This is a genomic window from Cellulomonas sp. NS3 (assembly GCF_024757985.1).
Lineage (GTDB): Bacteria > Actinomycetota > Actinomycetes > Actinomycetales > Cellulomonadaceae > Cellulomonas_A.
On the sequence record NZ_CP103289.1, the window covers coordinates 328,895 to 343,946 of the forward strand.

At 74.3% G+C, this 15,052-nt stretch carries 16 protein-coding genes; 5 read left to right on the forward strand and 11 right to left on the reverse strand.

Annotation, left to right across the window (positions count from 1 at the left end):
- Positions 1-50: 50 nt before the first annotated feature.
- Together NXY84_RS01560 and NXY84_RS01565 are read right to left on the reverse strand one after the other, a co-directional pair.
- Positions 51-284: a heavy-metal-associated domain-containing protein gene (locus tag NXY84_RS01560; RefSeq protein ID WP_258725437.1), complete on the reverse strand. Its 234-nt coding sequence runs from the start codon at positions 282-284 to the stop codon at positions 51-53.
- 30 nt (positions 285-314) lie between these two features.
- Entirely contained in the window at positions 315-596 is a 282-nt protein-coding gene (locus NXY84_RS01565; protein WP_034631433.1) for a metal-sensitive transcriptional regulator, read from the reverse strand.
- A gap of 186 nt (positions 597-782) precedes the next feature.
- On the opposite strand from NXY84_RS01565, the gene NXY84_RS01570 reads away from it, so the two are divergent.
- Both NXY84_RS01570 and NXY84_RS01575 read left to right on the forward strand, forming a co-directional pair.
- Positions 783-1,430: a SigE family RNA polymerase sigma factor gene (locus tag NXY84_RS01570; protein WP_396126358.1), complete on the forward strand. Its 648-nt coding sequence runs from the start codon at positions 783-785 to the stop codon at positions 1,428-1,430.
- Positions 1,427-2,089, forward strand: a complete 663-nt coding sequence (locus tag NXY84_RS01575; protein WP_258725438.1) for a hypothetical protein — start codon at positions 1,427-1,429, stop codon at positions 2,087-2,089. The genes NXY84_RS01570 and NXY84_RS01575 overlap by 4 nt, the downstream gene beginning before the upstream one ends.
- 73 nt (positions 2,090-2,162) lie before the next feature.
- On the opposite strand, the gene NXY84_RS01580 is transcribed toward NXY84_RS01575, so the two are convergent.
- A complete protein-coding gene (locus NXY84_RS01580; protein WP_258725439.1) occupies positions 2,163-2,753 on the reverse strand; it encodes a hypothetical protein in 591 nt (196 codons plus the stop codon).
- A 711-nt stretch (positions 2,754-3,464) separates the two neighbouring features.
- Here NXY84_RS01580 and nhaA point away from each other — a divergent pair.
- On the forward strand, positions 3,465-4,766 hold the full coding sequence (gene nhaA, locus NXY84_RS01585) for a Na+/H+ antiporter NhaA (protein WP_258725440.1): 1,302 nt from the start codon (positions 3,465-3,467) through the stop codon (positions 4,764-4,766).
- Positions 4,767-4,841: 75 nt separating this feature from the next.
- Here nhaA and NXY84_RS01590 read toward each other — a convergent pair whose 3' ends face one another.
- From NXY84_RS01590 to NXY84_RS01615, 6 genes are all read right to left on the reverse strand, one after another.
- Positions 4,842-5,612, reverse strand: coding sequence for an ABC transporter permease (locus NXY84_RS01590; protein WP_258725441.1), 771 nt, complete (start codon positions 5,610-5,612; stop codon positions 4,842-4,844).
- The gene (locus tag NXY84_RS01595) at positions 5,609-6,406 is read right to left on the reverse strand and encodes an ABC transporter ATP-binding protein (RefSeq protein ID WP_258725442.1); all 798 of its coding nucleotides are present in this window, start codon (positions 6,404-6,406) and stop codon (positions 5,609-5,611) included. Before NXY84_RS01595 ends, NXY84_RS01590 begins: the two co-directional genes overlap by 4 nt.
- Complete coding sequence (locus NXY84_RS01600) at positions 6,403-7,002, reverse strand: TetR/AcrR family transcriptional regulator (RefSeq protein WP_258725443.1); 600 nt, start codon at positions 7,000-7,002, stop codon at positions 6,403-6,405. The genes NXY84_RS01595 and NXY84_RS01600 overlap by 4 nt, the downstream gene beginning before the upstream one ends.
- Positions 7,003-7,128: 126 nt before the next feature.
- Positions 7,129-8,778 (reverse strand): ABC transporter permease, encoded by a 1,650-nt coding sequence (locus NXY84_RS01605; protein ID WP_258725444.1) that lies wholly within the window; start codon positions 8,776-8,778, stop codon positions 7,129-7,131.
- A complete protein-coding gene (locus NXY84_RS01610; RefSeq protein WP_258725445.1) occupies positions 8,775-9,683 on the reverse strand; it encodes an ABC transporter ATP-binding protein in 909 nt (302 codons plus the stop codon). The genes NXY84_RS01605 and NXY84_RS01610 overlap by 4 nt, the downstream gene beginning before the upstream one ends.
- 66 nt (positions 9,684-9,749) lie before the next feature.
- A complete protein-coding gene (locus tag NXY84_RS01615) occupies positions 9,750-10,421 on the reverse strand; it encodes a TetR/AcrR family transcriptional regulator (protein ID WP_258725446.1) in 672 nt (223 codons plus the stop codon).
- A gap of 197 nt (positions 10,422-10,618) precedes the next feature.
- On the opposite strand from NXY84_RS01615, the gene NXY84_RS01620 reads away from it, so the two are divergent.
- Both NXY84_RS01620 and NXY84_RS01625 read left to right on the forward strand, forming a co-directional pair.
- Positions 10,619-11,491 (forward strand): MerR family transcriptional regulator, encoded by an 873-nt coding sequence (locus tag NXY84_RS01620; RefSeq protein WP_258725447.1) that lies wholly within the window; start codon positions 10,619-10,621, stop codon positions 11,489-11,491.
- Positions 11,492-11,561: 70 nt separating this feature from the next.
- On the forward strand, positions 11,562-12,191 hold the full coding sequence (locus tag NXY84_RS01625) for a maleylpyruvate isomerase family mycothiol-dependent enzyme (protein WP_258725448.1): 630 nt from the start codon (positions 11,562-11,564) through the stop codon (positions 12,189-12,191).
- A 121-nt stretch (positions 12,192-12,312) separates the two neighbouring features.
- Here NXY84_RS01625 and NXY84_RS01630 read toward each other — a convergent pair whose 3' ends face one another.
- Together NXY84_RS01630 and NXY84_RS01635 are read right to left on the reverse strand one after the other, a co-directional pair.
- Entirely contained in the window at positions 12,313-12,771 is a 459-nt protein-coding gene (locus NXY84_RS01630) for a GNAT family N-acetyltransferase (RefSeq protein WP_258725449.1), read from the reverse strand.
- A 77-nt stretch (positions 12,772-12,848) separates the two neighbouring features.
- On the reverse strand, positions 12,849-14,942 hold the full coding sequence (locus NXY84_RS01635; RefSeq protein WP_258725450.1) for a HelD family protein: 2,094 nt from the start codon (positions 14,940-14,942) through the stop codon (positions 12,849-12,851).
- Between the last annotated feature and the right edge of the window lie 110 nt (positions 14,943-15,052).

Below are 15,052 nucleotides of genomic sequence, written 5' to 3' on the forward strand. Positions count from 1 at the left end.
CGCGACGGGCAGGTCGCGGGCCGGCTCGGGGCGCGCGGTGCTGGGTGCGCTCACAGCAGCGACCCCCTCGGGGTCACCGCGTAGCCCGCCTCCTCGACGGCCGCGCGCACGGCGTCGTCCGTCAGCGGCTCGTCGGACACGACGGTCACGGGGGACGACGCGCCGGCGTGCAGCTCGACGGCCACGTCCCGCACGCCGGGGATGGTCTGCAGCTCCTCGGTCACGTGGCGCACGCAGTTGCCGCACGTCATGCCGTCGACGGAGAAGGTGGTGGTCTGGCTCATGGGAGGGGTCCTCTCGGGAGTGGGTGGGTGTCAGCTGCGGACGAGTCGGGCGATGGCGTCGGCGGCCTCCTTGACCTTCGCGGCGCCGTCCTCGGGGGACTGGCGTGCCGCGTCGACGACGCAGTGCGCGAGGTGGTCCTCGACGAGGCCGATGCTCACGGCCTGCAGCGCCTTGGTCACCGCGGCGACCTGCGTGAGGACGTCGATGCAGTAGACGTCCTCGTCGACCATGCGGGCGATGCCGCGGACCTGGCCCTCGATGCGCCGCAGCCGCTTGAGGTAGTCGTCCTTGTCTCCGGTGTAGCCGTGCACGATCGCTCCTCTGGTCGGTGCCGTCGTCCTGCCCAACACGGTACCCCCTGGGGGTATTCCTGACCGGGTCGGAGGTCCCAGGCCGCCGGATCGGCCCGGTCGACGGGAGCGAGGATGTGCGCTCAACCTTTCGGGCCGCCGGTCCGTGTACCGGGTATGAGGACACTGTCGACAAGGGGGAGAGCCGTGGAACCCGGTGGCCCCCCTGTCCCCGAGGAACGCGTCGACGTCGAGCTCCTCGCGGCCCGGGTGAGCACTGACGACCCGGACCACGAGGCGGAGTTCGCCGCGTTCATGCGCGAGAGCGCGCCGGCCCTCGCGCGAACGGCGTGGCTGCTCACCGGCGACGAGCACCGCGCCCAGGACCTGGTCCAGCTGGCGCTGATGCGCACGTACCTCGCGTGGCCGCGCGCACGCCAGCGCGACCCGCTCGCCTACGCCCGACGCGTGCTGGCCAACGCCCGGATCGACGCCTGGCGCAAGGTCCGCCGGGAGGTGCTCACCGCACCCCACGACCTCCCCGACGGGACGGTGCCCTCCGAGGCGCGGCTGCACGCCGACCGCGACCAGCTCGTCCGGGCGCTGCAGACCCTGAGCACCCGGCAGCGCCGGGTCGTCGTCCTGCGCCACCTCGTCGGACTGTCCGAGCAGGAGGTCGCCGACGACCTCGGGGTGTCCGTCGGGACGGTGAAGTCCACGGCGTCGCGCGGCCTGGCCCAGCTCCGCGTCGCGCTCGGCGACCCCCGCACGAGCGCCGGCGCCTCGGCGGGCGGGCGACCACGCACCGGAGTGATCGACCCCTCGACGGCGGACGGGAAGGAGACCAGCAGATGAGCACCGACGAGGACTTCGCCCGCAGCCTTCGCGACCGGGTCGACCTGGTCGCCCCCGACATCGCGATCGACACCCGACCCGTCGTGCCGGGGGCACGCCGTCTGCGCCGACGCACCCGCGCCGTGGCCGCGCTGGCGATGGTCGGGCTCGCGGGAGCCGCCGGCGCCGCCGCCGTGCTGGGCCTGGGACCTGGATCCGAGCGGACCGCACCGGCGGAGCAGGGCGAGACCTGGAAGCCGCCGGCGTGGTTCGCCGAGCAGGAGCGCGAACGCGCCGAGTACGCCAGCTCGGTCGGGAGCTGCCTGGAAGCGCTCGGGTGGAACGTCACCATCAACCCGGACGGCACGTTCGGTGCAATGCGCGACGGCTCCCAGGACGACGACCCCCGCGCCCGCCTCGACGACCTCCGACGCTGCGAGGAGGACAACGGCTACACCTGGGGCCCGAAGGCCTTCACCGACAGCGAGGCCCGAGAGGCCCACGCGAAGGACCTGGACTCGTGGCGCTGCATGCAGCACGAGGGCTACGACGTCGAGCCGCCGCCACCACTCGCCGAGTACCTGGACAAGGGCGACCTCGCCGGCTGGGACCCCTTCCGGGCCGGGGACCTCCCCGCCACCAGGCTGCTCGCGATCTGCCCTCTGCGTTGGACCCACTAGGGCGGCCGGCCGCGCACGTCAGCGCCCGCCCCGGGGGCCGGGCTCGTGGTGGTCGTGGTGGTCGAGCGCTCTGCTACTCGTCCCAGGTGACGGAGGCGATCATCGCCTCCACGTCGCGGTGACGGCCGGCGTCGCCGGTCGGGTGGAGGTAACCGAAGGCGTACGTGTAGCCGCCGTGGTCGACCATCCAGTCCGTGAGCCGCGGCGCGTCCGTGGCGGCGAACGCGCGGTCGACCCGGGCCAGCTCGCCGTACGGGCTGCTCACGACGGTGGGGTTCCTGTTCCAGAAGCCGCCGCCGTCGACCTCGTGGTGCCCGATGGTCTCGGCGACCGTCCCGCGCGCCCCGCCGGTCTCCTCGACCGGCCCGAGGCACACCGCGAGCGTGAAGTGCGACGAGTCGAGCTTGATCGCGTAGGAGTCCGAGCCGGGCACGTTCCGGGAGTACTCCGGCACCGGGGAGGAGATCGAGAAGCCGGGGCAGCCCGCAGGGGCCACGTGCAGGACGTGGGGCAGGGCAACGGCGGCGTCCGCCGCCAGCGTCTCGACCGGCCACAGATCGGGGTCCCGGCCGGGAGGGGGCGTCGGCCAGAACACGAGCGCGGCTGCCGAGGCGGCGCCCGTCACGATCGCGGCGACGGCGATCACGAAGGTCCTGTGCTGCACGGCCTGGCCCCTCGGTCTCGGTGGTCTCCCGCGCCCGGTGGCGCTCTCGGCGCTCGAAGGCTAAGGGAGGAGCAGCGGGCCGACGGCTTCGCTCACCCGTCCGGAGCAGGCGCAACCAGGAGCACCGGGGTGATCTCCGGCAGACCGCCGGCACCGGAGCTGAGCCCCGGACGCCCCGTCCGCCGGCCCGACGAGGACCCTGCCCGGGGCCGGTCATGACGGTGCCCCGCCGCGCTCGCGCCGGCGCCCGCCCACGCGGACGACGAGGTGGTCCGGCCTCAGGGGGCACAGGGGTCGGCGACCGTACTGAAGCCACGGGTGCGGCGGGCGCCCGTCGCTGTGGTCGAAGCCGTCGGGCGGTCGAGGCGACGGGCGGCACGACCCACTGGCGGATCGTCAGGCGAGCCGGCTCGTGTGGTCGCGGTCACGGCGAGGCTCGGCGTCCGCCGGTAGCCTCGACGCATGGTCTATCCCGTGGCTCGTCTCTCCCGCGCCCTGGCGCGGAGGCTGGCTGCGTACCCGAACCGGATGCTGCTGACGAAGCGGACGTGCGGCACCAACGGGTGGATGAGCTTGTGGGGTACGAACGCGCACGGCGAGATCGCCGGCTGCCCGCCGCCACGCGCCTGACCGCTGCGCCCCCCTCCATCCTGACGGGGGTGCGGCGACGCCTGCGTGCCGACACTCGCCCCCTCGTCCGATGGAGCTCCCATGACCGACCCCCGAACCGGTGTGCGCACCGCCCCGCACGCGATCTGGCGCGGACTGCACCAGACGCTCAAGCAGGACGCCGTCGGCGGTGCCCTGCTGCTCGGCGCCACCGTGCTCGCCCTCGTCCTGGCCAACAGCCCCGCGGCCGGGTTCTACACCGACCTGCGGACCTTCACGTTCGGCCCGCCCGCGCTGCATCTCGACCTCAGCCTCGCCGCGTGGGCCGCGGACGGCTTGCTGGCGATCTTCTTCTTCGTCGTCGGGCTGGAGCTCAAGGAGGAGTTCGTCGCGGGCAAGCTCCGCAACCCGCGCAGCGCCGCCGTCCCGATCGCCGCCGCCGTCGGCGGTGTCGTGGTCCCCGCGCTCGTCTACACCCTCGTCAACCTGCAGTCCGACCCCGCGGCGCTGCGCGGGTGGGCGATCCCGGCGGCGACGGACATCGCCTTCGCGGTCGCGGTGATCGCCGTCGTGGGGCGGTTCCTGCCCCCGGCGCTGCGGACGTTCCTGCTCACCCTGGCCGTGGTCGACGACCTGCTGGCGATCACGATCATCGCCGTCTTCTACACCGACGACCTGGCCTTCACCCCGCTGCTGCTCGCGCTCGTCCCCCTCGCGCTCTTCGCGGTCGCGGTGCAGCGGGGGGTCCGTGCGTGGTGGGTGCTGCTCCCGCTGGCCGTGACCACGTGGGCGCTCGTGCACGCCTCCGGGATCCACGCGACGGTCGCCGGGGTCCTGCTCGGCTTCGCGGTGCCGGTCGCGGCGACGGCCCGCGCCCACGTCCGGGTCGGTGAGACACCCGAGGGTGAGCCCGTCCACGAGGGGCTCGCCGCGCACTTCGCCGACCGGTGGAGCTCGGTCTCCAGCGGGTTCGCCGTGCCGGTGTTCGCGTTCCTGTCCGCGGGCGTCGCGGTCGGCGGGCTGACCGGCCTCGGCGAGTCCTTGCGCGACCCGATCGCGCTCGGCATCGTCGCCGGCCTCGTCCTCGGCAAGGCGATCGGCATCACCGGCACGACGCTGCTCGTCACGAGACTGCCTGGGATCGGTCTCGACCCGACCATCAAGCGGCTCGACCTGCTCGGGATGTCCTTCGTGGCCGGCATCGGGTTCACCGTGTCCCTTCTCGTCGGCGAGCTGTCCTTCGGTGCGGGATCGGAGTCCGAGGAGCACATGAAGGTGGGCGTGCTCGCCGGTTCGCTGCTGGCCGCGTCGGTCGGCGCCGCGATCCTCTCGGCGCGCAGCCGGGAGTACCGCAGCCGCTCCCGGGGCGCGGTCGAGGAGCCGCACGACGAGCCGGTCGCCTAGGGCGTCCTGTCTCGTGACCGGCGGGACCCGCACCCGAGCGGCGCCGCGCTCGTCCGACGGGCGGGCGGGCGAGGCTCAGCGCAGCTCCGCGGTCGACCACCACCGGATCGTGCTCGCCACCCCGGCGGAGGCGACCGGCAGGGCGAGGAGCAGCTGCGTGGGCGTGACGGTCGCTGCGGCGGCCTGCCCGCCCATGCCGGCCCACAGCCCAGGCGCGGCCCACGGGAACCACGCACCCGCTCCCGCCACGGTCGCGATCTGGGTGACCACGACGAGGCCGAGCAGGGCGCCGACGCCCGGCAGGTAGCCGCGCCGGGCGCTCGCCACGAAGGCGAGCGGAAGAGCCAGCAGCGTCATGAGTGCCGTGACCGCGAGGGCCCGGGCCGCTGCTGGCGCCGCGTCGGCGCCGGGCGGGCCGAGTCCGATCAGGAGGCCGAGGGGGACCGCGAGGGCGATCGTCGCCAGCGCGCACGCCGTCGCGCCGAGCAGCACGGTCGCGAGCTTGGCCCAGGCGATCGTGGCGGGAGGTGTCCGGAGCGCCTGCAGGCTCGCGACCGTGCCGTCGGTGAACTCCCGGCCCACGGTCCAGGCGACGACGACCCCCACGGCGAGCAGGGTCGCGACCGAGAGGATCTGGGCGAGCATCCCGAGGTAGGCGGTCCAGCCGGTGCCGTCGAGCATCGGGCGGACCTTGAGGGCCATCTGGCTGGTGCCGTCGGCGAGGCCCACGGCGGTGAAGCCGGCGGTGACGGCGCACGTCCCGACGACGAGGGCTGCGGCGGCGGTGCGGGCGACCGACGACCGGCGCAGCTTGAGCGCCTCGACCTCGAAGGCGGCGCTGCTCACCGGGCGCTCCCCGCAGGCGAGGTGTCGGGATGGGCGGACTGCTCGCAGGCGTAGACCATCGCGAAGAACTGACGCTCCAGGTCCACCCCGTCGGGGTGCAGGGTGCCGACGGCTCGACCTCGGTGGATCACGGTGATCCGGTCGGCGGTCCGGGCGACCTCGTCGAGGTGGTGGCTGGAGACGAGGACCCCGGCGCCGGCGTCGCGGGTGCGTCGCACCCACGTCCGCACGAGCAGCACGCCGGCGGGGTCGAGGGCGGTCGAGGGCTCGTCGAGGATCAGCAGGCGCGGCTCGTGCACGGCGGCGCACGCGAGGCCGAGGCGCTGCCGGTTGCCCATCGACAGCGTCCGCGTGCTGCGGTCGGCCCAGTGCCCGAGCTCGAGCTCGGTCAGGACCCGCTGCGCCGCCGCAGCGGCTGCGGGGCGCGCCAGTCCGCGCAGGCGCGCCGCCGCGACGACCATCTCCGTGACGGACAGCTCCGGGTACACGAACGGGGACTCGACCAGGTGCCCCACGCCGGCCCAGACACGGGCGGGTGCGCGCCAGGCGGCGACCGGCTCCTCGCCGGGCAGCCCGATCAGCGCCGTGCCCGCGTCCGGGCGCAGCATCCCCAGCGCGAGCCGCATGAGCGTGGACTTGCCGGCGCCGTTGAGCCCGACGATCGCGTGGACCTCGCCGGGGTGGACGTCGAGGTCGAGCGCGTCGACAGCGATCTCCGCCCCGAAGGTGCGACGAACGCCGGAGAGGCGCAGCAGCGTGTCGGTGCCGCTGGTCGCGGGCGTCGGCGTGCTCATCGCTGCTCCTCCTCCGCCTCACGCGGGTGCGCGCCCTCGACGGGCGACCGGGGATGTCCGAGGTAGCCCAGGGACTGCTGGATGACGGGGCCGAGCGCGCCACCGCTGGCGGACCCGCCCCACTGCAGCAGCCCCTCCATCACGGCCGCGAGGCATGCCGCCGTCGCGACGCGCGCCTCCAGCGGGTCGGCGCCGTGCATGAGGAGTCCCTCGACGACGAGGTCCCCGGTACGCCGGTTGTTCTCCCACGCGCGCGCCATGAGCCCGCGGTGTCCGGCGATGAGTCGCACGCGGTCGCGCGTCTCCCGCTCGACGGGCTCCGGCACCGCCGACCAGGCGGCGTCGATCCCGAGCCGGACCCGCTCCAGGACGGGCAGCCCTGGTGCCTGAGCGAGCACCGCGTCGACGATCAGCTCGTCGTACGGGTCGTCGAGCACCGCGTCCTCCTTGGTGGCGAAGTGCCGGAAGAACGTCATGTGCGAGACCCCGGCCGCCGCGGCGACCTCGTTGACGGTCGTGGCGTCGAAGCCCCGCTCCACGAAGAGCGCGAGAGCGACCGCGCGCAGCCGCTCCCGCGTCTCCTCCGACCGTCCCATGTCCGAATGTTAGTCACTAACTATCGACGCTGGGTAGACCTGGCGCGCGCCGCTCCCTCCTGTCCTCCCTGGGCTCGTGTCTCGGCGCGCCGTCGTCGTGCGGCTCGCCCGCACTCGGGCGGCGGCTCAGGCGGTCAGGTCGCGACGGCGCAGCGCCCCGGCGCCGGCCGCGGCCAGGACTGCCGCAGCGGCCGAGATCAGGGCGAGCGGCGCGAACGTCACCGCCTCGTACGGAGCGGAGGGGACCAGGGCGAACGGCGCACCGTCGAGGACGGCGTCGGGCAGGTTGAACAGCGGCCCGTACAGGCCGACGACGATCGACACCACCAGGACGACCCACAGCCACCACGTGCCGGCGCGCAGGCCGTGCGCGAGAGCCGCCAGGCCGACGAAGCCCAGCACGACGGGCAGGTACACCAGGGCGGCGAATGTGAACTCACCCACGAGCGCGGGGTCCCCGACGGAGCCGGCGACCCCGGCGCCCAGGCCGAACCCGGAGGTCAGCAGGAGCAGCGCCGACCCCAGGGCGGTGACGGCGAGCGACCCGCCGAGCCAGGACGTGCGGCTGACCGCTGTCGCGAGCACCAGGCTCGTGCGGCCCTCGTCCTCCTCCCGGTTGAGCCGGTTGACGGAGACGACCGCGTAGACGGCGACCGCCATGGCGAAGAACGCCAGGAACGCGGACAGGGTCGAACGGAGCACGTCGCCGGCGTCCGTGCCGCCGAAGACCTCCGCGAGCTGAGGCTGAGCCTCGACGCTGTCGACGATGCCCTGAGCCATGGAGCCGGTGAGGATCGCGAAGGCGAACAGCCCGACGGCCCACCAGGCGATCGTGGCCCGCTCCGTGCGCAGGGTGAGGCCGGCAGGGCTCAGCAGGTCCCGGCGCGCGGCGGGGCGCCCCCGACGAGAGGGGACGACCCCCGCGCCGACGTCCCGGCGGCCGACGAGCGCGAACGCCGCGGCGACGAGCACCGCCGTCGTCCCGACGGCCAGGAGCAGCGGCCACCACCGCAGGTCGACGAACGCGCGGGTCTGCTGGGCCCAGCCGACGGGTGACATCCACGACAGCGCGCTGCCGCCACGCTGCTGCGCGTCGCCCACCCCGCGCAGCACGTAGGCGAGCCCGAGCAGCGCGCCCGCGATCCCGGACGCGGTCCGGGCGTGCTCGCTCAGCTGCGCCGTGACCGCTGCGACGGCTCCGAAGGTGAGACCGACCGCGGCGGCGCCGGCCGCGACCGCGAGCGAGTCCAGCGGGTCGAGGTCGCTCCCGAGCAGCGCGGCCAGCAGCACGCCGCCGACCGCCACGTTCGCCACGACGAGCAGCCCGAGCGCGGCGGTCAACGGGGCTCCGCGTCCCACCGCGCCCGCGCGCACGAGGTCGGCGCGGCCGGACTCCTCCTCGGCCCGCGTGTGCCGCACCACCAGGAAGACGGACATGAGCGCGACCGCGACCGCGATCATCCCGAGCATCTCGTTGGCGATCATGACCCCGAACGAGTACGCGTCCAGGCCGTAGCCAGGTCCCGTCATGAACGCCCCCGACGGGTCCTTCATGATCTCGGCCCGGGTCTGCATCGCGGCAGCGTCGGGGTAGACGACCGGGATGGCTGCCCCGAAGTACCCGATGAGGGCCCCGATGCTCAGCGCCCACACGGCGATCCGGACCCGGTCGCGGCGCAGCGCGAACCGCAGGAGCCGCCCGGTTCCCGTCAGCGCCGTGCCGGGGGCGGGGGCGGTGTCCGGCGTGGTCCGGTGCGTGCGGGTCAGCGTGGTCATCGCGCACCGCCGACCGCGCTCGTCGCGCCGTCGTAGTGGTGGAGGAACAGCTCCTCGAGCGTCGGCGGGGTCACCGTGAGGTTCGTGATGCCCGCGCCCGCCAGCTCGGCCATCACGCGGGACAGGGCGACGTCGTCGACGGTGAAGGTGAGGCTCTCCCCGTCCCGCACGACGTCGTGCACCCCGTCGAGCAGGCGCACGGCCTCGGGGCCCTGGGCCGTCGAGACCCGCACCGTGCTGCGGGTGAGGTGGCGCAGGTCCGCCAGGCTGCCGCTCTGCACCGAGCGCCCGGCGCGGATGATCGTGACCCGGTCGCAGAGCTTCTCGACCTCGGCCAGGATGTGGCTGGAGAGCAGCACGGTCGTCCCCCGCGCGGTGACCTCCTGCACGCACTGCTGGAACGCGAGCTCCATGAGCGGGTCGAGCCCGGAGGTCGGCTCGTCCAGGACCAGGAGCTCGACGTCGCTCGCGAGCGCGGCGACGAGCGCGACCTTCTGCCGGTTGCCCTTGGAGTAGGTCCGGGTCTTCTTGGTCGGGTCGAGGTCGAAGCGCTCGAGCAGCGCGGCCTTGCGCGCCGGGTCGAGCCGCCCACGCAGGCTCGCGAACAGATCGATGACCTCTCCGCCCGTGAGCTTGGGCCACAGGTTCACGTCGCCGGGCACGTAGGCCAACCGCCGGTGCAGGGCGACCGCGTCTGCCCACGGGTCCTCGCCGAGGAGCCGGGCGGTGCCGGAGTCGGCGCGCAGCAGTCCGAGCAGCACCCGGATGGTCGTGGACTTCCCGGCGCCGTTGGGGCCGAGGAACCCGTGCACCTCGCCGGGCGTCACGGTCAGGTCGAGCTCGTCCAGCGCGCGCACGGCGCCGAAGGACTTGGTCAGGGCTTGCACGTCGATGACAGGGGACATCGCACTCACGCTCTCGTGGGGTACCGCCGGGACAGGGTCGTCGGCGGGGCGAGCGGCTCCGCCGGGTCAGGCGCTGCGCGCAGCGTCGGGCGCCTCCGGCGGGTCGCACACGTAGAGCAGGTAGGCGTCGAGCATCGTGTTGTCCGTCATCAGGCCGTGCGTGAACAGCTCGACGGTCGGCAGCATCATCCGGTCCCGGTACCCGTGGAGCATCGAGACGACGTCGGTCGGGTCGGCGGGCGGGTTCAGCGTCATGTCCAGCAGCAGCGCGCCGAGCCCCTGCACGGTCAGGTAGCGGGCCCGCGCCTTCTCGTCCCGGCTCGGCCGCATCGTGCCGACGTCGACCGCCTCGGCGATGTAGACCTCGGCGTCCGCGATGAAGTGCTCGACGAAGTCCCGCGCCAGGTCCCCGCCCGCCTGGAGGCTCCGCAGCGCATACCCGACCAGCGGCGCGTACTCGTCCATGGACGCCAGCTGCAGCAGCACGTCCTGTGTGCTGCCCGCCCCCAGCGCCCGCTCCTTGGACTGCCGGATCTCCGCGAGGACGTGCGCGTCGCACGCCGCGCGCAGACCGTCCTTCGACCCGAAGTGGTGCAGGATCAGCGCCGCGCTCACCCCGGCGTCCTCGGCGATCACCCGCAGGCCCACGCCGAACCCCTCGCGCCCGTACCGGGCCACCGCGGCGTCGCGGATCCGCGTGCGCGCCGTCAGGTCGTCCGCCCGGGCCGTCCCTGCCATGCCACCCACACTAAACGTGCGTTCAGTCGGGGTGCAAGGAGATCTTCCGGCGAGCCACGGGCGGTCACGGTCTGGGCGCTGGCCGCCGTGCGTGGAGTTGCACCTTCCGTAGCGTCATGTGGTCTCGTGGACTCCCGTCCCGCCCCGCCGAGGAAGGCCAGCTCGTGCACTCGTCCTTCGTCCCGCCGCGCCGGGTCTTGATCGGTGACGCGGCTTCGTTCGTCGGCACCACGCCGCGGGCGATCCGTCACTACCACGAGATCGGCCTGCTCCCCGAGCCCGAGCGGGGCGGTGACGACCGCCGCCGCTACGGGTACGACGAGATGATCCGGCTGCTGTGGATCCGCAGGATGGCCGACGCCGGGATCGCCCTGGACGACATCCGTGACGCCTTCGCCGACACCGCTCCCACCGGTGCCGGCGGCGACCACGACGTCGCGGGCATCCTGGAACGGCTGGAGAGGACCCTCGTCGCCCGGGAAGCAGAGCTGCAGCGGCAGCGGACCGCCGTGCAGCGCATGCGCGCCGAAGGCAGCAGGATGGGGCTGCTCTCCGACGTGGTCACCAGCCGCCTCAGGGGACTGCCCGAGGGCTCGCTGCGCCAGGGGGACCTGGACACCCTGCTGGTCACCGAGCGGATCTTCGGCCCGCTCGGTGCGGCCGTCCAGGCCACCCGTTTCATCGCCCTGGCCACGCACCCGGACCTGCAGGAGGCGTCCGACCGCGTCGACGCCGCCGAGGAGGCACTCGACGACACGGTCGCCGTGGACGACCCCCGCGTGGCCCAGGTGGCTGCCGAACGGCACGCCTTCGAACGGGCGCTGCACGCCGTCATCGAGGAGTCCGGCCTCGCGGAGAGCGACGACGCGTTCCTCGACGCCTGGGAGGAGGTGCACCCGGATCCCGCTGACGACGGTGAGGACGACGCAGGCGACGGCCTCGGCGCGGGGCCCGGGTCCATGAGCGCGTTGGAAGCCAGCGGGAAGATGCCCTACGACTTCTCCCCGGCGCGCCTGCGTTGCATGGAGCTGGCCGAGGAGATGGCCGCCCACGAGTCACCCGCTTCCTGACCGAGGCCTGGGGTCCCGAGTCAGGACTGTTCAGGCCCGGAGGTGTGACGTCGGGTGCCAGGATCGGCTCATGGATGCGTTCGACGAGATCGCCGACGAGCGGCGGGCACTGGCGGAGCAGGTCGCCGCCCTGACCCCCGAGCAGCAGACGACCAGGAGCCTGTGCGAGGCCTGGAGCGTCCACGACGTGCTCGCACACCTGACCATGCCGTTGGAGGTGAGCACGCCCAGGGTCGTGCTGGCCGTCCTCCTGGCGGGCGGGAACTTCGACCGGGCGAACGAGCGAGTGACGCGGCGCCTCGCCAGACGTCCCTTCCACGAGATCGTCGAGGTGCTGCACCGCAAGGCGGGTGCCCGGTTCACCCCGCCGGGATCAGGTCCGGAGGCGCCCCTGCTGGACGTCCTGGTCCACGGCCTCGACGTCCGCTGGCCGCTGCAGCTGCACCGCGAGATCCCCGAACTGCGGCTGCGTAGCTCGCTGGACTTCCTCATGACGGCCCCCGCGGGCCTCGTGCCGAAGGGCGCGCTGGCTGGCCTGCGGTTCGAGGCGCAGGACATCGACTTCGCTCATGGTGAGGGTCCGGTGGTCAGCGGCACGGCGGAGACGCTGCTGCTCGCCTGCACCGGTCGGACCGCAGCTCTCGGTTCCCTCGTCGGCGAGGGCGTCCCCACTCTGCGCGATCGTCTGACGACGAGCTGACGACCGACGCCGGGGTGGACGGCGATGTGCCTCGGCGAACGGTCGAGCACGTGCCTGGCAGTCGGGCAGCCCCAGGGAGCTCACGCCCTGGGCCGACGCTCCTCACGCACAGCACCCGACGTCACGGGACCGCTGGGGTGAGGCGCATCGGGACGTGCGGGATGCCGTCTTCCTCGAAAGGGTCGCCGTGCGCGACGAAGCCGAACCGGGCGTACCAGTCTGCCAGGTGTGCCTGCGCATCGAGCACCACGAACGCCCCAGGGTCGAGCTCGGTGCACCGGTCGAGGGCCCGGCGCATGAGCTCGGAGGCGACACCGTGGGAACGGACACGAGCGGCGGTCGCCACGCGGCCCACCCGGAGCGCACCGTCGGGATCGCGCAGCACGCGCAGGGTCGCGACGACGTCCGGCCCGTCGGCGGCCCAGTGCTGTTCGGCGCCGTCCTCGACGTCGCGGCCGTCGAGGTCGGGGTAGGCGGCGCTCTGCTCGACGACGAACACGTCGACGCGCAGCCGAAGGATCCGGTAGAGGGTGAGGGGATCGAGCCGAGCCGCGGCCTCGCGGTGATAGGTCAGGAGCACCCACCGACGGTAACCCGCCGGCACCCGGCTCCGGCGCGGGCCGGTGCCGTCGCACGGCGCGGACCCCGGCCGGACGGTCAGGCCGCGTCGCGCGAGCGCAGCGCCTCGGGCAGCGGCTCGAGGTGGACGACGACGAGCCGCGACACCGCACGCGTCAGCACGACGTAGAGCCGGTGCAGCCCGCGGGCCTCCTCGGCGACGACCCGCGCCGGCTCGACCGCGACGACGTGGTCGTACTCGAGGCCCTTCGCCACGGACGCGGGCACGAGCGCGATCCGGCCGGTCGGCACCTCGGCGTCGGTCCGGTCCCACGCCAGCCCGGCCGTGTCGAGCGCCCGCGCCGCGTGCTGGACGAGCGAGTCCGGCACGATCAGCCCGACCGACCCCTCGAAGTCGAGCGCCGCCCGGCACTCCTCCGCGGCGCCGGCCACCAGGTCACCGACCTGCCGCACCCGCAGCGAGCCGTCATGCCGCAGCGAGGACGTCACCGGCAGGCCGGTCCCGAGCGACGGGACCAGCGCGTTCGCGTACTCCATGACGACGCGCGGCACGCGGAACCCGGTGGTGAGCGGGACGACCTCGGCGCCGGCCTTGTCGAGGTGCGTCAGCGTGTCGTGCCAGCTCCGGGCCGCCCACGGCGTCGTGCCCTGCGCGAGGTCGCCCAGCACGGTCACCGACCCGTGCGTGCTGCGGCGGGCGAGCGCCCGGCACTGCATGGGGGACAGGTCCTGCGCCTCGTCGACGATGAGGTGGCTGTAGCCGCGCGGCCGGTCGAGCAGCCCGGCGACCTCGTCGAGCAGCACCGCGTCGTGCTCGCTCCACCGCACGGCGCGGGGCGTGCGGGCCGGCTTCGCCCAGAGCAGCAGCTCCTGCTCGGCGTCGTCGAGGATGCCGTCGGCGGCTGCGGCGAGCGCGGCGCCGTCGGAGAGCAGCGCGTGCACCAGCGCCTCGGGGGTCGTCGCCGGCCACACCGCGTCGAGCGCCTGGGTGACCGGGCGGCTCCGGCTCGTGCTGCGGAACCACGACTCGCTCGGCGCCTCGGCGCTGCGGTTCTCGACCGTGCGCCTCAGCGCGGCCGCGATCCGTGAGCGCAGCCGCTCGCGCCCGCCACCGTAGGTCGTCGCCTGGGCGCGCGCCTCGGTGACGAGCTCGTCGAGCGCTGACGGGGAGAGCGTGTAGCGGTAGGAGCCGTGCGGGACGGTGACCGGTGCCGTCGCGGGCGCGACCCGGGACCACAGCGCCCGGTGGAGGACGGCCGCCAGGCGCACGTCGTGCTTGAGCACCGCGACCTCCGGCGCGTCCGTCGCGCCCACGTCGAGCGGGTAGAGGTCGCCGACGCTCACCTGCTCGGCGTCGAGCTCGCCGAGGGACGGCAGGACCTGCGCGATGTAGCGGATGAGCGTGCGGTTGGGCCCGACGATGAGCACGCCCGCGTGCTGCAGCCGCTGGCGGTGCGTGTAGAAGAGGAACGCCGCGCGGTGCAGGCCCACCGCCGTCTTGCCGGTGCCCGGGCCGCCCTGGACGCACAGCGACACCGACAGGTCGGCGCGCACGAGCTCGTCCTGCTCGGGCTGGATCGTCGCGACGATGTCGCGCATGGGCCCGACGCGGGGGCGCTCGATCTCGGCGGTGAGGATGCTGCTCGGGGCTCCGGACCTGTCCCCGGCGGCGCCGTCGGAGCTCGCAGACGCCGCCGCCCGGTCGAGGTGCTCGTCCTCGAGGCTCGTGAGCGCGCCGCCCGACGACCCGAACCGCCGCCGCGTCACGACGCCCTGCGGCTCGCGCGCGCTGGCCCGGTAGAACGCGCGCGACACGGGCGCGCGCCAGTCGAGCACGAGCGGGTGGCTCACGTCGTCGGTCACGTGCCGGCGGCCGATGTAGAACCGGGTGGAGTCGTCGGCCGCGTCCCCGCTGGGCTCCGCGAGGTCGAGCCGCCCGAAGAACAGGGGCGTGTCCTCGTCGACGGTGAGCTCCCGGACGCGCCGGACGAGCGCGACCCCGAGCCGCTCGGCGGCGTACGCGTCCCCGACCGTGCCGGCCCCGACCTCGAGCAGCGCCTCGGCCCGGTCCCGCATGCGCCCGAGCGCCGCGCGGGCGTCGGCGAGGTACCGGCGCTCGTCCTCGAGCTCGTCGACCAGGGCCGCCTGCGCGTCGGTCCCGGGCGGATTCACGTCCGGCAGGCTACCGCTCCCCGGCGGCCGCCCTCGGGCCGCGTGCGGTGCCCGCCCGGCACGACGTCGACGTGGGGCGCGACGACCCGCCCAGCGCCTCGTCGCGTGCC